The organism is Streptomyces sp. Z26 (assembly GCF_003665095.1).
GTDB lineage: Bacteria > Actinomycetota > Actinomycetes > Streptomycetales > Streptomycetaceae > Streptomyces > Streptomyces phytohabitans.
The window spans coordinates 1879680-1901154 of the sequence record NZ_RCHV01000002.1 but is presented as its reverse complement, the minus strand read 5'-3'; the positions used below and the strand labels follow the sequence as shown (position 1 = coordinate 1901154).

19 protein-coding genes are annotated in these 21475 nt (G+C 74.3%); 6 read left to right on the top strand and 13 right to left on the bottom strand.

The genetic code is table 11. The annotated features are described in order from the left end of the window. Positions 1–4: 4 nt before the first annotated feature. The gene (locus D7M15_RS08345) at positions 5–787 is read left to right on the top strand and encodes an MBL fold metallo-hydrolase (protein ID WP_121520441.1); all 783 of its coding nucleotides are present in this window, start codon (positions 5–7) and stop codon (positions 785–787) included. Positions 788–862: 75 nt separating this feature from the next. Here the strand turns inward: D7M15_RS08345 and D7M15_RS08340 are convergent, their stop codons facing one another. Then, positions 863–1507 carry an isochorismatase family protein gene (locus D7M15_RS08340; protein WP_121516907.1) on the bottom strand — a complete coding sequence of 215 codons (645 nt, stop codon included), beginning with the start codon at positions 1505–1507 and terminating at the stop codon, positions 863–865. Positions 1508–1758: 251 nt separating this feature from the next. On the opposite strand from D7M15_RS08340, the gene D7M15_RS08335 reads away from it, so the two are divergent. After that, positions 1759–2379, top strand: a complete 621-nt coding sequence (locus D7M15_RS08335; protein WP_121516906.1) for a TetR family transcriptional regulator — start codon at positions 1759–1761, stop codon at positions 2377–2379. A 27-nt stretch (positions 2380–2406) separates the two neighbouring features. Here D7M15_RS08335 and D7M15_RS08330 read toward each other — a convergent pair whose 3' ends face one another. The 5 genes from D7M15_RS08330 to D7M15_RS08310 form a co-directional block, all read right to left on the bottom strand. Beyond that, the gene (locus D7M15_RS08330; protein ID WP_121516905.1) at positions 2407–4173 is read right to left on the bottom strand and encodes an ABC transporter ATP-binding protein; all 1767 of its coding nucleotides are present in this window, start codon (positions 4171–4173) and stop codon (positions 2407–2409) included. Beyond that, positions 4170–5168, bottom strand: coding sequence for an ABC transporter permease (locus tag D7M15_RS08325; RefSeq protein WP_240649600.1), 999 nt, complete (start codon positions 5166–5168; stop codon positions 4170–4172). Before D7M15_RS08325 ends, D7M15_RS08330 begins: the two co-directional genes overlap by 4 nt. A gap of 5 nt (positions 5169–5173) precedes the next feature. After that, entirely contained in the window at positions 5174–6301 is a 1128-nt protein-coding gene (locus D7M15_RS08320; RefSeq protein WP_121516904.1) for an ABC transporter permease, read from the bottom strand. Then, the gene (locus tag D7M15_RS08315) at positions 6301–8031 is read right to left on the bottom strand and encodes an ABC transporter substrate-binding protein (protein WP_165906217.1); all 1731 of its coding nucleotides are present in this window, start codon (positions 8029–8031) and stop codon (positions 6301–6303) included. The genes D7M15_RS08320 and D7M15_RS08315 overlap by 1 nt, the downstream gene beginning before the upstream one ends. Before the next feature lie 448 nt (positions 8032–8479). Continuing rightward, positions 8480–9682, bottom strand: coding sequence for a S8 family peptidase (locus D7M15_RS08310; RefSeq protein ID WP_121516903.1), 1203 nt, complete (start codon positions 9680–9682; stop codon positions 8480–8482). A gap of 635 nt (positions 9683–10317) precedes the next feature. On the opposite strand from D7M15_RS08310, the gene D7M15_RS08305 reads away from it, so the two are divergent. Continuing rightward, the gene (locus tag D7M15_RS08305; protein WP_121516902.1) at positions 10318–10926 is read left to right on the top strand and encodes a nitroreductase family protein; all 609 of its coding nucleotides are present in this window, start codon (positions 10318–10320) and stop codon (positions 10924–10926) included. A 97-nt stretch (positions 10927–11023) separates the two neighbouring features. Here the strand turns inward: D7M15_RS08305 and D7M15_RS08300 are convergent, their stop codons facing one another. After that, complete coding sequence (locus D7M15_RS08300) at positions 11024–11524, bottom strand: hypothetical protein (RefSeq protein WP_121520435.1); 501 nt, start codon at positions 11522–11524, stop codon at positions 11024–11026. A gap of 233 nt (positions 11525–11757) precedes the next feature. Here D7M15_RS08300 and D7M15_RS08295 point away from each other — a divergent pair, with 233 nt between their 5' ends. Together D7M15_RS08295 and D7M15_RS08290 are read left to right on the top strand one after the other, a co-directional pair. Beyond that, positions 11758–12771 (top strand): DUF5954 family protein, encoded by a 1014-nt coding sequence (locus D7M15_RS08295; protein WP_121516901.1) that lies wholly within the window; start codon positions 11758–11760, stop codon positions 12769–12771. Between the two features lie 272 nt (positions 12772–13043). After that, positions 13044–13988, top strand: coding sequence for a LysR family transcriptional regulator (locus D7M15_RS08290; protein ID WP_165906216.1), 945 nt, complete (start codon positions 13044–13046; stop codon positions 13986–13988). Positions 13989–14009: 21 nt separating this feature from the next. On the opposite strand, the gene D7M15_RS08285 is transcribed toward D7M15_RS08290, so the two are convergent. After that, a complete protein-coding gene (locus tag D7M15_RS08285; protein ID WP_121516899.1) occupies positions 14010–14483 on the bottom strand; it encodes a carboxymuconolactone decarboxylase family protein in 474 nt (157 codons plus the stop codon). 437 nt (positions 14484–14920) lie between these two features. On the opposite strand from D7M15_RS08285, the gene D7M15_RS08280 reads away from it, so the two are divergent. Then, positions 14921–16171, top strand: coding sequence for a flavin-dependent oxidoreductase (locus tag D7M15_RS08280; RefSeq protein ID WP_121516898.1), 1251 nt, complete (start codon positions 14921–14923; stop codon positions 16169–16171). Positions 16172–16268: 97 nt separating this feature from the next. On the opposite strand, the gene D7M15_RS08275 is transcribed toward D7M15_RS08280, so the two are convergent. The 5 genes from D7M15_RS08275 to D7M15_RS08255 all read right to left on the bottom strand — a co-directional run bounded on the left by D7M15_RS08275 (position 16269) and on the right by D7M15_RS08255 (position 21453). Further along, on the bottom strand, positions 16269–17138 hold the full coding sequence (locus tag D7M15_RS08275) for a carbohydrate ABC transporter permease (protein WP_121516897.1): 870 nt from the start codon (positions 17136–17138) through the stop codon (positions 16269–16271). Beyond that, positions 17135–18112, bottom strand: coding sequence for a sugar ABC transporter permease (locus D7M15_RS08270; protein WP_121516896.1), 978 nt, complete (start codon positions 18110–18112; stop codon positions 17135–17137). Before D7M15_RS08270 ends, D7M15_RS08275 begins: the two co-directional genes overlap by 4 nt. Further along, positions 18109–19437, bottom strand: coding sequence for an extracellular solute-binding protein (locus D7M15_RS08265; RefSeq protein ID WP_121516895.1), 1329 nt, complete (start codon positions 19435–19437; stop codon positions 18109–18111). The genes D7M15_RS08270 and D7M15_RS08265 overlap by 4 nt, the downstream gene beginning before the upstream one ends. 128 nt (positions 19438–19565) lie before the next feature. Then, positions 19566–20405 carry a sugar phosphate isomerase/epimerase family protein gene (locus D7M15_RS08260; protein ID WP_240649188.1) on the bottom strand — a complete coding sequence of 280 codons (840 nt, stop codon included), beginning with the start codon at positions 20403–20405 and terminating at the stop codon, positions 19566–19568. A gap of 34 nt (positions 20406–20439) precedes the next feature. Next, positions 20440–21453, bottom strand: coding sequence for a Gfo/Idh/MocA family oxidoreductase (locus D7M15_RS08255; RefSeq protein ID WP_121516893.1), 1014 nt, complete (start codon positions 21451–21453; stop codon positions 20440–20442). Positions 21454–21475: the final 22 nt, after the last annotated feature.

Here is a 21475-nt window from a genome sequence, read left to right as displayed (position 1 = left end):
CGACATGCGGGTACGACGGTTGGGTTGGGCCGGGCTGGAGGTCGTGGCGGGCGGTGAGCGGCTGGTGGTCGACTACGTGCGGGACCTGTCGCCGCTGTTCACGGCGTGGAAGCCGGGCGACTGGGTGGTGGAGCCGAGCGGTACGGCGACGGCCGCGCTCGTCACGCACCTGCACCGGGACCACACCGACGCGGGCGCGCTCGCGGACGTGCTGGCGTCGGGGGCGCCGGTGCTGCGGCCCGCGCGCGGTCACGGCGACGACGTGGACAACCAGACGACGTTGCTGGCCGAGGGCGAGCTGACCCGGCACCGGCTGGCCGCCGAGACGGTGGACACCTGGGCGACCCGCGACCTCGGCCCGTTCCGCGTCACCGCCGTCCCCTCCGTGGACGGGCTCGGCGACCCGCAGCTGAACTGGGTCGTGGAGGCCGAGGGGCTGCGCGTCTTCCACGGCGGCGACACGATGTTCCACGGCTACTGGTGGCTCGTGGCCCGCCGCTTCAGCCCGTTCGACGCGGTGTTCCTGCCCGCGAACGGCGCCGTGGTGGACGCCCCGCACCTCCAGCCGCCGAGCCCGCTGCCCGCCGCGATGGACCCGGCGCAGGCGGCAGCGGCGGCGGAGATACTCGACGCGCGGTACGCCGTGCCGATCCACTACGAGCCGCAGCAGCGGGAGAAGATCCCGGGCTACGTGGAGGTCGCCGACCCGGCGGGGGAGTTCCGTACGCACGCGGGGCGGCGCGCCCGCGAACTCGCCGTGGGGGAGTGGTTGGACCTCGCGGGCTGACCCCGTTCTCCCGGGGGTCCGTGCTTTCGGAGGCCCGTTCCCCCGGGGTCCCGTCGCTCCGGGGTGTGCGGCGCGTCAGGCGGCCTGCCCGGCCTTCCTGCCCAGGTCGTGCGCGTTGCCGAACGACCTGGCGCTCATGGCCATGGCGGGAACGTTCTCCCGCATCAGCCGCAGTCGGTGGGGAGCGTCGTGGAACCGCGGGTCGAGCTGGAACTCGGCGGCCAGCGAGAACCAGGTGACCGGGACGGCCCCGGCCAGTGTCAGGCGCTGGACGGCCGCGTCGTGCGCCTCGGTGGAGAGGCTGGCGGAGGCGTCGACGACGACGTGGACGCGGTATCCGGCGCGCATTCCGCCGAGCGCGGTCTGGAGGACGCAGCCGTCCGTGGCGATGCCGCCGATCACCAGGTTCTCCCGGCCCTCGGCGCGGACCGCCGCGGCGAACCGCTCGTCGCGGAAGGAGTCGAAGTCGACCGCCCGCTCGATGACCGGGTGGTCTCCGAGGACGTCGAGGAGTTCGGGGTAGAGCGGGCCGGACGGCTTGGTCGACTCGCCGTTGGTGACGACCAGGCCGCTGCCGTACCACTTCGCGGTCTTGGCGAGACCCACGACGTTGTTGACGTGCTGCGCCAGGTCGTGGGAGCCGAGGAGGTTCGCGAAGCCCACGGCGTAGTCGACGAGGACCACGGTGGTGTCGGCCGGGGTGAGGGGTTCGGGTGCCATGGGGAGTCCTTTCCACGGGGGGACGGCGGTGCGCCGCCGCCCCTCTTGGTGACCACTTGGATACTTATTACCGTACGACCCCGCTCCCTTCGTGTCCAGTTGGTCACTAAGGCTTCGGCGGCCAAGTGACCCACGGGGCAAGGGTTTCGAGTGATCCGAAAGCGTTCCGGGGTGCGCGGAGGGTTCCAGCCGGACGTACGGGTGCGGGGGGTTCCGGAAGCGGTTTCGGTGACCATCCGTACACTGGCGGCATGGACGCAGCGCAGTCGAAGCCGGGGCACGCCGAGGACGGGAACGGGTCGGCCCGACCGGTCGGGAAGCGGACGCGGGAGCCGGAGGTACGGAGGTTCGCGATCCTGGAGGCCGCCCGCGCCGCCTTCGCGGAACGGGGCTTCGCGAAGACGACGATCCGGGAGGTCGCCCGCCGCGCGGGTGTGACGCACGGCCTGGTGATCCGGCACTTCGGGTCGAAGGAGCAGCTGTTCGTGGCGGCCGTCCCCGGCTCGCGGAACCTGATGGCCGAGGTGGCGGGCGACCTCGGGTCGCTGCCGAAGCGCGTGGCGCAGTCGTACGTCCGGCGCATGTCCGAGAGCGGGAGCGGCGACCCCTTCGTCGCGCTGATCCGCGCGGCGGCCTCGGAGGAGGAGGCCGCCAAGCGGCTGTTCGCCGCGATGCAGGACGAGGCCCTGGAGATGTACCGGCAGGTGATCCCGGGGCCGGACGTCGACCGGCGCGTCAGCTCGTCGGGCGCGTACCTGATCGGCGTGACGTTCGCGCGGTACGTGCTCCGCAGCGGACCGCTGGCCACCATGTCCGAGCAGGAGCTGGTCCGGCACCTGACGCCGAACCTGCGCGCCATCCTGCTCGACTGAGGCGGCCGGTCCTTCCTCCAACTCCTCTCAGCCGGGGGCGTGTTCGGCCGTCGCGCCCCGGCGGGCCGCGCGTCGCGCCGCCGCCTCGACGGGGTCGAGCACGGGGACGGCGGCGAGCAGCGCGCGGGTGTACGGGTCGCGCGGCGCGTCGTACACCGTGTCCACCGGCCCCTCCTCCACGACCACGCCCCGGCGCATCACCGCGACCCGGTCGCTGACCTGCCGCACGACCGCCAGATCGTGCGCGATCAGCACCAGTGCCAGCCCCAACTCCCCCTGGAGCCGCGCCAACAGCTCCAGGATCTGGGCCTGCGTGGTGACGTCCAGCGCGGACACCGGCTCGTCGCAGACGATCAGTCGCGGCTCGGGCGCGAGGGCGCGGGCGATGCCCACGCGCTGCCGCTGGCCGCCGCTGAACTCGTGCGGGTAGCGGTGGTACGCGTCCGGGTCGAGGCCGACGCGCTCCAGCAACTCCCGTACGCGCCGGGTGACTTCCGCGTCCGTGAGGGTTCCTGCGGCGCGCAGCGGGTCGGCGACGGACTCGCCCACGCTGCGGCGCGGGTTGAGGGACGAGACCGGGTCCTGGAAGACCATCTGCACGTCGCCGCGTACGCCGGTGAGCGCGCGCCCGTCGTAGCGGACAGTGCCCCGGGTCGGGGCGAGGAGGCGTACGAGCATCCGGCCGAGGGTGGTCTTCCCGCTGCCCGACTCGCCCACGACGCCCAACGTTTCGCCCGCCGCGACGGTCAGCGAGACGTCGTCCACGGCGACCGTACGGTCCCGGCCGCGCCCGAACTCCCGCCGTACGCCCACGGCTTCGAGCAGCGGGCCGTCCGCCCGCGTCCCGCCCGTTCCGGCACCGGCCCGCTTCCGAAGGTCCGGCGGTCGCCTCCGCGGGGTCTCCACGCGGGGGACGGCGGCGAGCAGCTCGCGGGTGTACGGCTCGGCGGGAGCGCCCAACACGCGGGCGACGGGGCCGCGTTCGACCACGCGCCCGTGCCGCATCACCAGCATGTCGTCCACGCTGCCCGCGACGACGCCGAGGTCGTGCGAGACGAGCAGCAGGCCCGTACCGGTCTCCGTGCGCACCTCGTGCAGCAGGTCGAGGATCTGCGCCTGCACCGTCACGTCCAGCGCCGTCGTCGGCTCGTCCGCGACGATCACGCGCGGCGCGCAGGCCAGCGCCATCGCGATGAGCACCCGCTGCCGCTGCCCGCCGCTGAACTCGTGCGGCCGGGACCGCGCGCGCCGTGCCGCGTCGGGGACGCCGACCCGGTCCAGCACGGCCACGGCGCGTCGCCGCGCCGCGCGCCGCGACAGCCGGGGGTCGTGCGCGCGCTGCACCTCCGCGATCTGCGCGCCGACGGCCAGGTACGGGTCGAGGGAGGACAGCGGGTCCTGGAACACCATGGCGGCGGTCGCGCCGCGCAGGGCGCGCAACTCCCGTACGGACGCGGCCCCCACGTCCGTACCGTCGACCCGTACGGTGCCGCCGAGCCGGGCGCCCGTGCCCCGGTGCAGCCCCAACAGGGCCTGCGCGACGGTGCTCTTGCCCGAGCCGGACTCCCCGACGATGCCGAGCGCGCCGCCCGCCTCCAGCCGGAACGAGAGGCCGTCCACGGCCCGTACGGTGCCGCCGCCGACGGGGAAGTCCACGGTCAGTCCGTCGACTTGGACGAGCGCGCCGGACGCGGGCGGTACGGCGCCCGCCTCGGGTACGGCGCCCGGCTCGGCGTCGGTGTCCGGCGCGTCGGTGCCCGGTGCGTCGGTGCCCGGTGCGGTCCGCGGTGTCATGAGGGGAGCACCCTTCGGTCGGCGAGCGCGTGCAGGACGTCCGCGACGGCGTTGGCGACGACGACGGCCGTGCCGATGACCAGCACGACACCGACCACCACCGGCAGGTCCACGTCGCGGACGCTCCCGATGAGCAGCCGCCCCAGACCGGGCAGCCCGAACAGCGACTCGGTGATCATCGCCCCGCCCAGCATCGTGCCGAGGTCCAGCGCGCCGAGGGCGATCACCGGGGGCAGCGCGCCGCGCAGCGCGTGCCGGGCGACGACGGCGCGTTCCCCGACGCCGTACGCGCGGAACGTGCGGATGTGGTCCTCGGCCAGCACCTCCAGGGTCGAAGCGCGGGTGAGGCGGGCGTACTTGGCGCTCTCGAAGAGGCCGAGGGTCAGCCAGGGCAGCAGCATGTTCCAGGCCCACTGCTCGGGGTCCTCGGCCAGCGGCACGTACGACGGGAAGGGCAGCCAGCGGAGGTACGCGCACACCACCATCAGCAGGAGCAGCCCGAGCAGGAACACCGGGGTGCCGGTGCCGGCGAGGGTCAGCACGGTCAGTACGCGCTCGGTGATCCCGCCGCGGCGCAGCGCGGACAGCAGCCCGGTGCCGACGCCGAGCAGCAGGCACAGCGTCATCGCGCCGACCGCCAGCGACAGCGTCGCCGGGAAGCCCTCGACGATGAGGGTGCTGACCGGCTGGTCGTTCTGGTGGGACAGGCCGAGGCAGGGCGCGGCGCAGTGCCGTACGGAGGTGCCCGCCGAGTAGTCCCGCCCGGTGAACAGGCCCTGGAGGAAGTGCGCGTACTGCGCGTGCACCGGCTCGTCCAGGCCCAGCCGTTCGCGTACCTGCGCGACCTGCGACGGGTCGCAGCGCTCGCCGCAGGCGAGCCGGGCGGGGTCGCCGGGGAGGAGGTAGAAGAGGGAGTAGAGGGCGACGGACAGCACCAGCAGCACCAGCGCGGCGCCGACCAGGCGCTTCGCGGTGAAGCGCGCGCCGGACAACAGAGCGTTCACGGGGCCTTCTCCTCGTGCGGCACCGGCGACTCCGCACCGGTACGGGGGAGTCGCGTGCCGGTGTCCGCCGACTTCGCGCCGCTCCCGGCGAGTCGTGTGCCGACGTGCACCGACTCCCCGCCTTCCAGGGGCCGTTCAGCGCGCTCCCCGCGCGTCCCCACCCGCAGGCGGCTCGCCTCGCGCGGGTCGAGCGCGGCGCGTACGGCGTCACCGAGCACCGTGAACGCCAGCACGGTCACGAAGAGCAGCCCGGACGGCAGCAGCACGTACGCGGGATCGGCCCGGTACCAGGTCGTGGCCGTCGACAGCAGCTGACCCCAGGACGGCGTCGGCGGTTTCACGCCGATGCCGAGGAAGGACAGGGACGCCTCCAGCACGATGTTCGACGGCAGCAGGATCGCGGCGTACGTGAGGACCGGCGCCGCCAGCGACGGCAGCAGTTCGCGGCGGGCGACCCGTAGCCGTCCGGAGCCGCCGAGGCGGGCGGCGGCGACGAAGTCGAGGCCGCGCAGGGCCATCGTCCGGGCCCGTACGACGCGGGACACGCCGCCCCAGCCGAGCAGACCCATCACCAGGACCAGCAGCAGCGGGCGGGGGAAGTCGCCGGGTACGACGGTGGTCAGCGCGATGGCCAGCACCAGCATCGGCAGCGCCACCATCACGTCGGTGACGCGGCTGAGGAGCCGGTCCGCCCACCGGCCGCCGAGGGCCGCGGTGAGGCCGACGGCCAGCCCGACGACGACCTGGAGCAGCGTCGCCCCGGCGGCCACGAGCAGCGACACCCGGGCGCCGTGCAGCAGCAGCGCGAACAGGTCGCGCCCCGTGCCCGGTTCGACGCCGAGCCAGTGCGCGCCGCTCGCGCCGCCGAACGCGCCGTGCGGGGCGCCGCCGCGCGCCGAGTCGACGAGGTCGCCGTGGTACGCGTACGGGTCCTGCCCGGCCAGCGCCGTGAGCAGCGGCGCGGCGAGGGCCGCCGCCACGAGCACGGCCAGCACCCCGCCGGAGGCGAGGGCGGCGGGCCGCGTACGCAGCCGCCGCCACACGCCCCCGGGCCCGGGCGCCGGGCCGGTGGCCCCGAGCGGGGTCACCGAGTCCCGCACCGCTGTCTCCTGCCGTACCGCCATTACCTGACCGCCACCTGCGACACGTCCAGGACTCCGGTCCAGTCGCTGATGACGACGTTCTTCACGTCCTTGCCGACGAGCCGCTGGTACACGGGGTGGAACAGCGGTACGGACAGGGCCTGTTCACCGATCCGGCTGTCCAGCGCGCCCCACCGCTTCGCGGCCGCGTCCAGGTCGGTGAGCTGCTGGACGTCGTCGAACTCCTTGTTCACGGCCGGGTCGTCGAGCTTGGCGTGGTTGAAGTTGGCGCCGTTCGCGACTATCTGGCGTCCGTCGAAGATCGGTGCCAGGAACGGGTACCCGGCGGGCCAGTCCGCGCCCCAGCGCGAGAGGTAGAGGCCGGGGGCGTCCTCCGCGTCCCAGCGCTTCTCGTCGTACGCGTTGTTCTCCAGCCCCTCCAGCCGGACCCGGATGCCCGCCTTCTTCAGGGACTGCTGCACGGCCGCCGCGATCTTCGGCCCGGTCTCGCCGTCCTCGGTGGAGTGGGTGAGCGTCAGCGTGATCCCGTTCCGGTGGCCCGCCTTCGCCAGCACCTCCCTGGCCTTGTCCGGGTCGCCGCCGCGGCCCGCCGGGAAGTGGTCGTACGGGGTGTACCCGAACGCCTTCTGGTTCGGCAGGAACGTCGTCGCGGGTTCCGCGAGCGACGAGCCGCCGACCGCGTTGACGACGCTGGCGCGGTCGATCGCGTACGCGACGGCCTTGCGCACGGCCGGGTCGTCGAACGGCTTCACGTCGGGGTTGAACGCGAGGTAGTTGGTGTAGCCGAAGTGGCCGACGCCGACGCGCTCCTTCAGCTCCTTGTCGCTGCCGACGCGCGCGAGTTCGGCCGGGCCGAGGTTGGTGTCGGTGGTGACGGCCTTCGCGTCGGCGGACGAACTCGTCGACAGGCGCTGGTTGATGACCGCCGGGTCCAGCCCGGAACGTACGTCCACGGTGTCCGGGTACGCCTTGCGCTCGCTGTCGGTCTTCGCCGACCAGTGCTTGTTGCGGGCGAGTTGGAGGCGTTCGCCGTCGTTGGTGTTCTTCACGACGCGGTACGGGCCGGACGACAGCGGGTGCTTCTCGTAGTCGGTGCCGGTGTCCTTCGCCTTCGGTACGGGCGCGAACTGCGTCTGCGTCGCCACGTACGGGAAGTCGCCCACGCCCTTCTTCAGCCGGAAGACGATCGTGCGGTCGTCGGGGGTCTCGATGGAGTCCAGCTCCTTCTTCCCCTTGCCGAACGGGCCCTCGTAGCGGTCGCCGCCGATGAGCCAGTCCCGCAGGTACGGCGGGCCGCCGGACAGTTCGGCCGCGAAGCTGCGCTCCACGCCGTACTTCACGTCGGCGGAGGTGATCGGGGAGCCGTCCTCGTACTTCAGGCCGGGCTTGAGCTCGTACGTCCACACCTTCGCGCCCTCGCTGGGCTTGCCCAGGCCGGTGGCCAGGTCGGGCACGACCTCGGTGCCCTTCGCGCCGTCGGCGCGGTTGCGGGTGGTGAGGGTGCGGAAGACGAGCGAGGGGACGTTGCCGCCGCCGGAGGTGTAGAGCCGGGCGGGGTCGAAGTCCGACTGCGCGTCGGAGTTGAGGACGGTCAGGGTGCCGCCCTCGGCGGGCTTGCCGTCGCCGCCGCCCGAACCGTCGTCCTGCGGACCGGCGCAGGCGACGGCGCCGCCGAGCAGGGCGAGGGTGACGGACGCCGTGGCGGCGGCGCGCGGGAGGGCGGGTCTGCGGTCACGCGGGAGTACGCGCATGGGAGAGGGACGCCTTTCACAGCGGGAAGTGCCGTCGGAAGGCAGCCGCGAAGAGCGCTGAACGTGGCTGAACGTGCGGGACCGCACCGACGGCACGCGGAAGTGCCTGGGTCGGAGTCCGGGTCCGGGCGGAACGCCCCGGGGAACCCGGCGGTCAGCGACAGTGGATGTCGGACACCGCGTGCGCGTCCACGCCGAGCAGCACCAGCCGGAAGGCGGTGTGCTGGGGGAGGCGGGTGTGCGGCATGCCCAGAAGCTTGTACGAGGCGGCTGTTCGACACAACGGTGTCTCGTGATGTGGGACGGAGTGTGTCGCCATACGGGCGTCGGGGCTTTCCGGCACGCGGGCGGCGGCCGTGGTCACGCGCGCGGACCGGCCGCGGCGTACGCCACGACCGGCCCGGTGGGGTGCGGGTCCGCCCCGGTGCGGGGAGCGGACCCGCGCCGCTCACTCGGTGATCTGGAGCAGCTTGTTCGGGGTGCCCTCGCCCGGGTCGCCGATCCGGTCGGCCGCCGCCGCGTCACCCAGCGCGGTCGCCACGTCCGCCGGTGCGGCGTCGGGGTGCGCGGTGAGGTAGACGGCCGCGGCGCCCGCGACGTGCGGGGTGGCCTGGGAGGTGCCGGAGTACGTGGTCGTCGCGTCGTCGGCGGCGTTCGAGGCGGAGACGATGTCCACGCCCGGCGCGTAGAGGTCCACGACGGAGCCGTAGTTGGAGAAGTACGCCTGCGCGTCGGCGTCGTCGCTCGCCGCCACGGTCAGCGCCTCCTCGACCCGGGCCGGGGAGTAACCGCTCGCGTCCGCGCTGGAGTTGCCCGCCGCCACGGCCACGGTGACACCCGACGCGACGGCCTCCCGTACGGCCGTGTCGATCGCCTCGTCCGCGCCGCCGCCGAGGCTGAGGTTTGCGACGGACGGGCCGTCGTGGTGCTCGGTCACCCAGTCGATGCCCGCCACGACCTGCTCGGTGGTGCCGGAGCCCTGGTCGTTCAGCACGCGGACGCCGACGACCTCCGCCTTCTTCGCCACGCCGTGCGCCGCGCCCGCCAGCGTGCCCGCCACGTGCGTGCCGTGGCCGTGCCCGTCGTCGGCCTCCTCGTCGCCGTCCACGGCGTCGAAGCCGTACGAGGCGCGACCGCCGAAGTCCTCGTGGCTGATGCGGACACCGGTGTCGATGACGTACGCGGTGACGCCCTCGCCCGCGCCGTCCGGGTACGTGAACGAGCCGTCCAGCGGCAGATCCGGCTGGTCGACGCGGTCGAGACCCCACGACGGCGGGTCGGTCTGGGTCTCCGTCACGGTGAACGTCCTGCTCTGCACGACCTTGTCCACGGCCGGGTCGGCGGCCAGCCGCCGGGCCTCGGCCGCGCTGAGGCCCCTGGTGGAGAAGCCGTCGATGGAGGCGAAGTCGCGGTTCAGCGCGCCGCCGTACTCGGCGGCGAGGTCCCGCTTCTCGGGCTTGGCGAACGTGTCGTGCAGCAGCACCACGTACGAGCCGTCGACCGCTCCGGCGGCGTGCGCGCCGAGCACCGTGCCCTCGGCGGGCGCGGCTCCGGCGGGGGCGGCCGAGACGGTCAGCCCGGCGGTGAGCGTGACGGCGCCGGTTATCGCGGCGGCGAGCAGACGGGTACGGGATCTCCTGGGTGCGGACATGGCAAGGCTCCTCGGGGGTGGGGTGGTGCCGTCGACCGGTCGCGTCGGCCGTACGGTGGCGGGCCCGGTGGTCGGCCGGGCCCCCGGCCCGGGGGCGCCTCGCGGTGCGCTCCGGTGCCGGTACGAGGATGCTTGCCGACTCCGCAGCGTCGCTCAAGGGCTGCACACGGCGATGACGAGACCGCAAAGCGCACGCAACGCGAGGACCCGTGCCCGCAACGGAGAACCGCGTGAAACAGGACACATGGGGCGTCCGGGTGCGCCGGGCACGTGCCGTGCGCGGGCCGGGCGCGCGCCGTCCCCGTGGCTGCCGGTACGGGCCGGGGCCGTTGGCCGGGCGCGTGGCGGCTGTGCTTTGCTGGCGGTATGACCGTGCTCGTGATCCGCCGCCACGTCGACTACGTGCGTGTGACCACCACGGCCTGTCCCGCCGGAAGCTGACACCGCGCCCCGGACGCCGTCCGCCGTCCCGCCCCGCCCGCCGTCCCGGCGGGCGCCCGCCGCCGTCATCGTCGCCGCGCGGCCACCCGCGGCCCGGCTCCGGTCCCGGGCCCGGACTCCCGGCACTCCGGTGCGCGGCCACCCGCGCCGCGCGCACCCCCACCGTGAACACCCGCACCCGAAAGAGGCACCTGATGTCCCCTCGTACCGCCGACACGTCCGTGGCCGTCCACCCGCTGCTCGCCGAGCGCTGGAGCCCGCGTTCGTTCGACGCCGCCCACGAGCTGGGTGACGAGCAGCTCGTCGCGCTGCTGGAGGCGGCCCGTTGGGCGCCGTCCGCCCGGAACACGCAGCCGTGGCGCTTCCTCGTCGGCCGCCGTGGCGACACCACGTACAAGCGGATCTTCGAGGCGCTCGTACCCGGTAACCAGCTCTGGGCGGGCACCAGTTCGGCGCTGATCGCGGCCGTCGCCGCCGAACTCCCGGACGGCGGCGAGCCGCACCACGGCTCCGCCTACGACACCGGCCTCGCCGTCGCCCAACTCTCCGTGCAGGCGCACGCGTTGGGGCTGCACGCGCACCAGATGGGCGGCTTCGACGCGGAGGCGCTGCGGACCGGCCTGGGCGTCCCGGCGGGCGCCCGGCCGCTCTCCGTCACCGCCGTGGGCGTACTGGCCGAGGCCGACCTGCTGCCGGACGACCTGCGGGACCGCGAGACGGCGGCACGCGCCCGGCGGCCGCTGGCCGAGACGTTCTTCGCGGACGGTTGGGGCAAGCCGCTGGCGGTCGACCTGGACGGCTGACGCCCACCCGGCGGACGCGGCGGCGGCGGCCCGGCGGGCCGGTCACCCGGGCCCCCGGCCCCCCGTGCCGTCCGTGCCGTCCGTGCCGCCCGTGGCGTCACCCCTGGTGCACGTCCGTGTGGACGGCCAGTTTGAACTGGGCGTGCACCAGGCGCAGCGACCGGCCCGCGTTGTGGGCCACGCGCAGCGCGAGCGGGGTCGAGGGGTGCACGAACAGCGAGTGCTGCTTGGTGAAGCACTGCATCCCCGGCGACGGCCGCCGGTGGTCCGTGGCGGTCGTGTCCAGCGGGGACTCCGTCAGCGACAGCGGGTCCCGCACGAACTGGTCCCGCAGCTCCGTGTACGGCCCGGCCTCCCACTGCACCATCGCGTCCAGGACGCCCCACCCCTCGGCCGCGGGCCAGATCAGCCCGGAGCGGGCGTCCGGGTAGCTGCTGGTCTTCCCGTCCGGCTGGGTGAACGGGTGCATGTTGTGGACGTCGGACGACTCGTGCGTGCCGTACGGGAAGCGCACCACGTGGTACGCGTCGTCGTCGGGTATCCGCTGCCGTCCGTTGCTGTCCTCGTCGTAGATCAACGAGCAGATGTAGAGGGACACTTCGGGCTCCTCCCGCTTCGCGTCGTACGCGGGGTGTGCCCGCTGCGCCGCGCCGGTACGCGCCTTTCCGCACCCCGGGCGCCCGTACGCGTGCCGTCGGCGCACGTCCCGCGCGCCCGCGTGCCACCCGGGCCGTACGGAGCCGGGGCGGGGACCGGCCGAAAACGGCCGCGCGGCGCACGATCCGGCGCAACCACCTGACACGGCGCCGTTCCCGTGCGGACAATGCGTGTATGCCTGACCACGAAGTGCCACCGGGACCGCCGAACCCGCACACCGGGCAGGAGGACGACCCCGTCGCGCGGGTCAGGGACGCCGACGCGTGGGACCGGCGCCACCGCTACCCGTACGTGGTGCTGCGCGGGCCCGTCTTCGGCTACGCCCAGCAGGCGGCGGGGAGTTCGGGCTGGCGGCTGCTGTGCACCATGTCCGACGGCTATCCGCAGGACGCGCGGGACGGCCTCAACTCGCACCTCTGGTTCAAGGCGAAGGACGACGCCGACTCGCCCGGCACGCGCCGCGAACTCCTCGACGCCGTGGCCCGGTTGGAGACCGAACCGGTCGACGAGGTGACGGCGGGCGGGGTGCGCTACCGGGTGCTGCGCGGCGACGAGTTCGCCCGCCTCGGCCCCGGCGGCATGGAGCCGCCGCGCCCCACCGACCCCGAACCGGCCGTGCCCGACTGGGCGCCACGGAGGCGGCGTACGCCGTCCCGCGTCACCGGCCACGTCATCGACCCCCGGCAGCCCGCGGCGGGCATGGAGCTGCTGGAGCGCAAGGCGCTGGCCCGGCTGTGCTACACCGCCGAGCGCTACCCCCGCGACGTACGCCGGGACTCCGCCCGCGCGTTGGCGACGCACCCGGGCGTGACGCTGCTGCCCGCGACGTTCACGGCGGTGGAGGAGAAGCCGGACAGCTGGGAGCCGCTGGTGGGGCCGCAGCCCACGCCGCACGACGCGCGGCGGAGCCTGGCGACGGCGATGGAGGAGTTCTGGCCGCGTATCCACCACTACGACCCCGCCGAGACCGCGGACTACGCGCGGGCCGCCGCGCGCTACCGGTCCGCCCACCAGGAGGACACGCTGCGGGTACGGGGCCGCTGCTTCCGCATCGTCCGCACGCAGAGCCTGGTGCGGCTCGGCCCGGACGGTCCCGAGGGGCCGCGCCCGTCGGACACGGACGTCTCCGAGCCGTCGCGGACGCACCCGGTGATGGACGAGCACGGCACGATCACCTGGGACCACTGAGGCCCGTACGCCACCCCGCCGAGGCCCGCGCCGTACGCCTCGACTCCCGCTCCCCGCCCAGCGCTCCGCGCCGAACGCGCCCTTGGCGTCCGACGCGAGCGTCGTCGCGTCCACCCGGGCCGTACGGGCGGCGGGGAGGGGTGGCGCCGCTCGGTGACGGCCACGCATCGGGTGGTTGACCGGAGACCTCGGTTCCAGCGACCCGTACCGGGATCACACAGTGATTTCGACCAGGAGAGGCAACGATCCGTTGTCTCCCTAGGATGGCGGGCGTGGACCTCACCGCCGTACGCACCTTCGTCGCCGCCGCCGACGCGGGACAGTTCCAGGAAGCCGCCGCCATCTTGGCGATCACCCCGCAGGCCGTCTCCAAACGGGTCGCGCTGCTCGAACGGGAGCTGGCCGTGCGGCTGTTCAGCCGTACGGCGCGCGGCGCCGAACTCACCATCGACGGGCAGGCGTTCCTGCCCCACGCCCGCGCGCTGCTGGCGGCGGAGGAGCGGGCGGCGGCCTCCGTACGGCCGGGCAGCCGCCCGCTGCGCGTCGACGTGATCGGCCGCCGCCTCTCGGTGGCGGGCCTGCTGCGCGGCTTCCACGCCGCGCACCCGGACGTGCCGCTCGACGTGGTGACCCTCTTCGACTCGGACACCGCCGTCGACGCCGTACGGTCCGGCACGATCGACGCGACGTTCCGCGCCGTGACGATGCCCGGCCGGCAACTCCCCCCGGAGATCTGCACGATGCCGGTCCTGGACGAGCAACTCCAGCTGTTCACGGGGCCGTCGCACGAGTTCGCGCGCGCCGCGTCGGTCGCGCCCGCGCGGCTCGCCGGGCGCCGCATCTGGATGCCGGGCAACGCTCCGGGGACCGAATGGGCGGCGTACTACGACGAGTTCGCCGCCACGTTCGGCTGCACCGTCGACGCGATCGGCCCGGACTTCGGCATCGAGCCGCTGCTCGACACCATCGCCGCCTCCGCGACGCTCGCCACCGTCGTCAGCGAGCGCACCCCGCTGGTCTGGCCCGCCGGGCACGACCTGCGGCGCGTCCCGCTGCACGGCCCGACGCCGGTCTACCCGCACTCGCTGCTGTGGCGCGCGGACAACGCCCACCCGGCCCTCGCCGCGCTCCGCGCCCACCTCGCCGCCGCGTACCCGGGCCGGTCGGCGGACGACGACGTGTGGACGCCGGGGTGGGCCCGGCGCGGACGCGGGTGAACGTACGCGCCGGGCGGGCCGTCAGAAGCGCTGCCCCGGCTGGTAGTCCCCGGCGGGCTGCCGGAGCATGACGTTGCCCCGGTTGAAGGTGTTGATGACGGCGATCACCGCGACGAGCGCGGCCAGTTGCTCCTCGTCGTGGTGCGCGGCAGCGGCCGCCCACGCCTCGTCCGTGACGCCGCCCGCGCCGTCGGCGATCCGGGTGCCCTGCTCCGCGACCTCCAGGGCGGCGCGTTCGGCCTCGGTGAAGCAGGTGGCCTCGCGCCAGGCGGCGACCATGTGCAGGCGCTCCGGCGTCTCCCCGGCGTGCAGCGCGTCCTTGACGTGCATGTCGAGGCAGAAGCCGCAGCCGTTGATCTGGCTGGCGCGGATCTTCACCAGCTCCTGCGTGGTGTGCGGCAGCGGCGAGTCCCGCAGCGCGTTGTTCGCCGCGACGACGTGCTTCCAGACCTTGCTCGCGGCCGGGCTGCCGAACATGTCCAAACGGGCGTCCATGGGGATTCCTCCGTGCTGGTCGGGTGCTTGCGCCGACATGACGGAGCGGCCCGCCGAAACGTGACACCGGCCGTCGGCGGCGGCCCGCCCCCGCGTTCCGCCCCCACCCCGTACGGGCGCGAACGGGCGCGTACGAAGCGGAACTTCACGCACACGGCACGGCCCCGACGTCAGTTCCCCATCCCGCCCGGACCCGGACGCAGTACCCTGCACCGCAACCTGTCCGACTCGCACCGCCGTTCGGTGTCGCCACGAACCTCCGGCGCGGCGGGCCGTACTGAGCACTCGTCACGCCCCGACCGGCTGACCCGGCGACCCACGCCGGGCGTGCCACGGGACGTGGAAGCACGCCGAACCGGGGCCCCGGCAGGCGCCGTCGGGCGTGTGCCGAGCCGGGGGCCGCGTCGTGGCGCCGACGAAAGGCAGAGACAGAGACGATGAGAGTCACCATCGTGGGCGGCGGCATAGCCGGGCTGACCTGCGCCCTGAGCCTGCACGCCGCCGGGTTCGAGCCGCGGGTGAGCGAGGCGGCGCGGAGCATCGAGGCCGTGGGCGTGGGGATCAACCTCCTGCCGCACGCCGTACGGGAGCTCTCCGAGCTGGGCCTCGCCGACGAGCTGGCCGCCGTCGGGCTGCCCCCGCACCGGCTGAGCTACTACGACCGGGCGGGCGCCCCGGTGTGGGACGAGCCCCTCGGGCTCGACGCGGGCTACCACTGGCCGCAGTTCTCCGTGCACCGCGGGCACCTGCACATGCTGCTGCTGGCGGCCGTGCGCGAGCGCCTCGGCCCGGACGCGGTGAGCACCGGCCGCCTGTTCCAGAGCTTCGAGCAGACGGCGGACGGCGTACGGGCGCACTTCCTGGACCGTACGACCGGCGAGCCCGTGCACGAGGACGGCGACCTGCTCATCGGCTCCGACGGCATCGACTCGGCGGTCCGCGCGCACCTCTTCCCCGACGAGGGCCCCTCCAACTGGAACGGCGTCCACATGTGGCGCGGCGTCGCGCCGAACCCGCATCTCCTCGACGGCCGTACGATCGTCGTCGCGGGCGGCACCCCGGGCGACAAGTTCGTCGCGTACCCCATCGAGGACCCGGCGGCCGAGGGCGGCGACGCCCTGATGAACTGGGTGCTGGAGGTGCGGCACGACGACTCCGGTACGGCGCTGGACCGCACCAACCGGCGGATCACGCCCGACGAGGCGCGCGCCGGGCTGGCGGACTGGAGCCTGCCGTGGATCGACCTGGAGCGGCTGTTCGCGGACTCGTCCGCGATCTTCGAGTACCCGATGCTCGACCGCGACCCGCTGCCGTACTGGAGCCTCGGCCGGGTCACGCTGCTCGGTGACGCCGCGCACCCGATGTTCCCCATGGGCATGAACGGCGGCTCGCAGTCGATCATCGACGCGCGCGTGCTGGCCTGGTGCCTGGCCCGCGAGGACGGCCCGGAGGCCGCCCTGCGCCGCTACGACGCGATACGGCGGCCCCAGGTCAACGCGGTCGTCCTCGGCAACCGGGAGCTGGGCCCCGAGGAGATCATCGCGCGCGCCGCCGAGCACGGCGGGCCGCTGCCGGAGGGCCGCGCGGAGGCGATCACCCACCGCTACAAGGAGCTGGCGCACGCGACGGTGGAGCAGGTCAACACGCACGACTCGTGGTCGGTGGGCGCGGCGGACGCGGCGCGCTGACCGGGGCGGTCGGGACGGGCAGGGACCGTACGGGCCCGCGTGCGTGGAAGACGTACGCGGGCCCGTACGTACGGCGCCGACTCCGGCCGTACGGCGGCTATTTGACGCTGCCCGCCGTCAACCCCGACCGCCAGTAGCGTTGGAGCAGCAGGAACGCGACCACCAGCGGCAGCAGCGCGAGCAGCGACCCGACGACCATCAGCGGGTAGTAGTCGGGGTTGATGCTGGCGGTGGCGTTCCAGCTGTAGAGGCCGAGGCTCAGCGGGTACAGGTCCTCGTCGGAGAGCATCACCAGCGGCAGGAAGAAGTTGTTCCAGATGGTGGTGAGTTGGAAGAGGAAGACCGTCACGAAGCCCGGCGCCAGCATCCGCAGCCCCACGGAGAAGAAGCTGCGCAGCTCGCCCGCGCCGTCCACGCGCGCCGCCTCCAGCACCTCGTCGGGCACGTACGAGGCGGAGAACATCCGCCCCAGGTAGACCCCGAACGGGTTGAACAGCACCGGGATCAGCACCGACCAGACGGTGTTCACCAGGCCGAGTTCCGACGCGAGCAGGTACATCGGCAGCGCCAGCACCGTCGCCGGGACCATCACCGACACCAGCACCAGCGCGAACAGCGGCCCCTTCCCGGTGAACTCGAACTTGTCGAAGACGTACCCCGCCGCCGTGCTGAGCAGCGCCCCGACGGCGGCCCCGCCGACCGCGTACAGCAGGCTGTTCGCGTACCACTTCAGATAGACGCCGTCGCCCTCCCGCAGCAGCGCGCGGACGTTGTCGAGCAGCGCGAAGTCCGACAGGTCGAGGAAGCGGGAGGCGAACAGCGCCTCCGCGTCCACCGTCGAGGCGAGCAGCAGCCAGAGGAGGGGGAGCAGGGCGTAGAGCACCCCGACCCCGACCACGACGTGCGCGGTGCCGCGGCCCGGTGCGCGGACGCCCGCGCGGCGGCGGGTCCCGGTGGTGGCGCTCACGGCCGCACCTTCTTCCGTCGGGTGGTGCCGCGCGTGACGGCGAAGGACAGGAGGCAGCAGACGGCCAGCAGCAGCACGGAGGCGGCGGCCGCCAGACCGTAGTTGTTGCGGGTGAAGGCGGCGTCGAAGATGTACATGTTGGGCGTGAAGCGCGGGCCGATCAGCGGGGTGGCCTTGCTCAGCAGCATCGGCTCGGTGAACAGCTGGAGCGCGCCGATCGTCGTGAAGATCACGACGGTGGCGAGGGTCGCGCGGATCAGCGGCACCTTGATGGTCAGCGCGGTCCGTACGGGTCCCGCGCCGTCGATCGCGGCGGCCTCGACGAGTTCGTGGGGGATGGCGCGCAGCGCGGCGAAGAAGATCACCGTGGTGTAGCCGAGGCCGCTCCACAGCGCGATGTTGACGAGCGACGGCACGAGCATGTGCAGCGCGAAGAAGTCGACCCGTACGTCCACGTCGTCGAGGAAGCCGACGACGGGGGAGATGCCGGGTGTGTAGAGGTACAGCCAGATGACGGTCCCGATGATGCCGGGCACGGCGTGCGGCACGAACAGCACGGTCTGGCTGAGGCGGCGGGCCCGCACCAGCCCCGAGTCGAAGAGGAGCGCCAGGGCGAGCGCGCCCGCGACGACGGCGGGGAGGAAGACGAGGGCGTAGAGGAGGGTGACGCCGACGCCGCGCGTGAAGCTCGGGTCGGACAGTACGGCCGCGTAGTTGCGCGCGCCCGCGAAGACGGTCTCGGCGTTGCCGAAGCCGAGGCCGGAGTGGGTGGTGGAGAAGAAGCTGAGGTAGACGGCGTAGAGCGTCGGCACGACGAACACCGTGAGGAGCAGCAGCACGAACGGGCCGAGCAGCACGCCCGTCGCCAGCCGCTGCGACCGCCGCGGGGGCGGGGCGGTTCCGGCGGGCCCGGTGGCGGTGTGCGCGGGTCCGGTGGCGGGGGCGGTGCGCGCGGCCCGCGTGACCGGCCTCATGACCGCCTCACCGACAGGCCCAGGCTCCGCATGTCCGGCAGCGTCTCCGCCTCGGCCGCCTCCAGCGCCCCCGCGACGGTCGTGCCGTACGGCAGCCGCGCCAGCCCCTGGTGCAGCGAGGTCGCGGTGGCCTGCATGCGCGGGCCCCAGACCCAGCCCGTACGCAGCAGCCGGGCCTGCTCGGTGACCAGCCCGTACAGGTCCTGGCCGCCGTAGTACGCCGGGTCGAACTGCCGGGACGCGGGCTCGACCAGGCCGCGCGCCGCCGGGAACAGGCTCGACCTGCCGCCGGACAGCCGGGCGGTGATCGCCTCCGGCGTCGTGGACAGCCACTCCAGGAAGCGCATGGCGCGCTCCTTCCGGTTGCTGCCCTCGGTGATCACGTGCAGCGACACCCCGTCGGTGCCGACGACGGGCCGCCCGCCGCCCCACTGCGGTACGGGTGCGACGCGCCACTTCCCGGCGCCGCCCGGCACGGACGCGGCGAGCGCCGCCAGGCCCCAGGGCCCCACGAGATGGCCCGCGACGCGTCCCCGGGCGAGTGCCGACAGCCACTCCTGGCTGCTGCCGGGCGCCACCAGCAGCAGGTCCTCGTCGATCAGGCCCTGCCAGTACGCGGCGACCCGCCGGGTGGGCGCGTCGAGGAAGTCGACCACCCAGGAGTCGTCCTCGATGGCGAACCACCGGCCGCCCGCCTGCATCGCGTGGCAGGCGAGGACGTTGTACGCGTTGGGGTGGAACGTCGCCAGGTCGATGCCCGACCGGCGCTTCAGCCGACGGCCCGCCTCGCGGAAGTCGTCCCAGGTCTCCGGCACGTCGATCCGGTGCTCGCGCAGGACGTCGGCCCGGTGCGCGAACATCATCGGGCCGAGGTCCAGCGGTATGCCGTACACCCGGCCGTCCAACGTGGCGTTCGTCCACGCCTCCGGGCCCAACTGGTCGCGCAGGCGGGGCGTGACGAGGTCCGTGACGTCGGCGCAGACGCCGTCGATGGCGAAGCCGGGCAGGTCCGCGTCCACGACGGAGACGATGTCGGGGGCGTTGCCCGCGCGGGCGGCGTTGGACAACTTGGCGTTCCCGCCCGCCAGTCCGGAGGTCATCATGTCGAACTCGACCGGGTCGTCGGGGTGTTCGGCGTTCCAGGCGGCGACCAGGGCGTCGGTGCCGCGCAGCGCGGACCAGAACGTCAGCGGCCCGTCCGGGTCGCGGCGGGCGGCGGACGCGCTGCCGCACGCGCTGGTCGCACCGGCGGTGCCGGTGGCCAGCGCGGTCCACAGGCCCGCGGCGAGGACGCCGCGCCTGCTGGGCGCACGGGTGGTGTTCATGACGGAACTCCCTCTGTTCGGGGGCGTGTTGTCGAGCGCGTGTGGTGACATATCGGGTGGTGTACGGGCATGCGTCGGTACGGGGGTGGGCGCGGGTTCGGGGCGTACGGGTGGGAGCGGGCCGGGGGTCACGCGCGGGGCGGCGCGCCTCGCGTATCGGTCGCGCCGGGCGGGTCCAGGAGGTCGAGCGTGTCCGTGAAGGCGGTGAGCGCGTCACCGAGCGGCGCCGCGTCGGGGTACCAGGCGCGCTCCCATTCGAGGCTGACCCAGCCCCCGTAGCCAAGCCGCCGCAGCTCGGCGGTGACCTCGCCGAGCGGGAGCACGCCCCGGCCGGGGAGCACCGGGCGCAGGTCGGTGGGTGAGGCGACGTCCTTGAACTGCGTGTGCCGCAGCCACGGGCGCAGCGACTCGGCGGTGTCGGCGGGTCGTTCGCCCGCCCGCCACGGGTTGACCGCGTCCCAGACGGCGCCGACGGCCGGTGAACCGACGGCTTCGAGCACGTCGGCGACGGCGGCGCCGGTCAGGAACGCGTCGTGGGTCTCCAGCGCGAGCCCCACCCCGGCCGCCTCCGCGGCGGGCGCGGCGGCGGCGAGTCGGCGCACGGCCCGGTCGCGCCGCCCACGGGGGTGGTCGGCGTCGCCGCCGAAGACCCGTACGTAGGGGGCGCGGAGCCGGGCGGCGAGCCGCAGGTGGCGCTCCAGGTCCGCGCCGACGCCGGGCCCCTCGTCGGCCACCCGCACGTACGAGGCGAGGCAGACGACCTCCAGTCCGGCGCCCGCGAACCGGTCCGCGAGTGCCGCCGCCTCCGCCGGGCCCGTCTCCGGGGTGACCAACTGGCCTGGCGCACACCGCAGTTCGACACCGCCGAAGCCGCCCGCCAGCGCCAGGCGGACGACGTCCCCGACGCCCGCCTCCGGGCAGCCGAGGGTGCTGAACGCGCGCCGCGCCAGCGGCCCTCGGGCCGTCACGTCACCGCCCCCGCCCATCGCGCCGCCCCGCCCGTCACGGGGTCACCGCCGGGTCGGCGGCGACCTCGACGCGTTCGCCGCCGTCCGCCGACGCGTACAGCGCCAGCGCGGCGGCGACCACGGACCGCCCGTACGCGCCGTCCACGTACGCGCCGTCCCCGTACGGGGCGCCACCCCGGGCGGCGGCGACGAAACCGTCCAACTGGGCCCGGAACGCGTCGTGTTGGTGCGCCGGTTCGACGGCCATCAGCCGTGTCGACTCCCCGTCCCGGAGCAGCGTCAGCCCGCCCGTACGGGACACGCGCAGCGTCGCCGCGTCCAGCACCACCTCCGTCTCGTCGAAGAACGGCGTGCCGCGGCTGGTGAGGGCGATGCCCGCGCCGACGCCGTTCTCCAGTTCGACCAGGGCCAGCGCGTCGGTCTCCACCTCCATGCCGGGGCGGCCGCGGACGAGGCCGCTGACGCGCCGTACGGCCGACCCGCCGAGCCACTGGATGCGGTCGAGGCCGTGCGTACCGACGTTCAGCACGATGCCGCCGCCCGCCACCGCGCGGTCGAAGAACCACGGCGGCCGGGACCCCGGCTCGTAGTGCGCCGACCGGCGGTGGGTGAGGAGCAGCGGTTCGCCGTACGCGCCGGAGGCCACGAGCCGCCGCGCGGCCAGCGCGACCGGGTCGAAGTGGAGGACGTGGGCGACGGCCAGCAGCGTGCCGCTCGCGCGGCTCGCCTCGATCATCCGGGTGCAGTCGGCCACGCTCGTCGCCATCGGCTTCTCCACCAGCACGTGCAGCCCGGCGTGCGCGGCGGCGACGGCCATCGGCGCGTGCAGCGCGTGCGGCACGGTGATGACGACGGCGTCGAGGCCGCCGTCGGCGAGCAGTTCGCGGTGGTCGGTGTGCACGGGCACGCCCGGCCCGGCGAGGGCCTCGGCGGCGGCGCGGTCGACGTCGCAGACGGCGGCGATCTCGTAGTCGGGGGCGTCGGCGGCGGCCCGTACGTGGTCGGCGGCCACGGCGCCCGCGCCGAGTACGCCGATGCGGAAGCGCATGAAGTCTCCGTGTGTGGTGGGT

Coding starts and splice junctions, on each gene's coding strand:
- D7M15_RS08345 (WP_121520441.1), top strand. CDS start 5: ATGCGGGTACGACGGTTGGGTTGGGCCGGGCTGGAGGTCGTGGCGGGC.
- D7M15_RS08340 (WP_121516907.1), bottom strand. CDS start 1,507: ATGGCACCCGAACCCCTCACCCCGGCCGACACCACCGTGGTCCTCGTC.
- D7M15_RS08335 (WP_121516906.1), top strand. CDS start 1,759: ATGGACGCAGCGCAGTCGAAGCCGGGGCACGCCGAGGACGGGAACGGG.
- D7M15_RS08330 (WP_121516905.1), bottom strand. CDS start 4,173: ATGACACCGCGGACCGCACCGGGCACCGACGCACCGGGCACCGACGCG.
- D7M15_RS08320 (WP_121516904.1), bottom strand. CDS start 6,301: ATGGCGGTACGGCAGGAGACAGCGGTGCGGGACTCGGTGACCCCGCTC.
- D7M15_RS08315 (WP_165906217.1), bottom strand. CDS start 8,031: ATGCGCGTACTCCCGCGTGACCGCAGACCCGCCCTCCCGCGCGCCGCC.
- D7M15_RS08310 (WP_121516903.1), bottom strand. CDS start 9,682: ATGTCCGCACCCAGGAGATCCCGTACCCGTCTGCTCGCCGCCGCGATA.
- D7M15_RS08305 (WP_121516902.1), top strand. CDS start 10,318: ATGTCCCCTCGTACCGCCGACACGTCCGTGGCCGTCCACCCGCTGCTC.
- D7M15_RS08295 (WP_121516901.1), top strand. CDS start 11,758: ATGCCTGACCACGAAGTGCCACCGGGACCGCCGAACCCGCACACCGGG.
- D7M15_RS08285 (WP_121516899.1), bottom strand. CDS start 14,483: ATGGACGCCCGTTTGGACATGTTCGGCAGCCCGGCCGCGAGCAAGGTC.
- D7M15_RS08280 (WP_121516898.1), top strand. CDS start 14,921: ATGAGAGTCACCATCGTGGGCGGCGGCATAGCCGGGCTGACCTGCGCC.
- D7M15_RS08270 (WP_121516896.1), bottom strand. CDS start 18,112: ATGAGGCCGGTCACGCGGGCCGCGCGCACCGCCCCCGCCACCGGACCC.
- D7M15_RS08265 (WP_121516895.1), bottom strand. CDS start 19,437: ATGAACACCACCCGTGCGCCCAGCAGGCGCGGCGTCCTCGCCGCGGGC.
- D7M15_RS08255 (WP_121516893.1), bottom strand. CDS start 21,453: ATGCGCTTCCGCATCGGCGTACTCGGCGCGGGCGCCGTGGCCGCCGAC.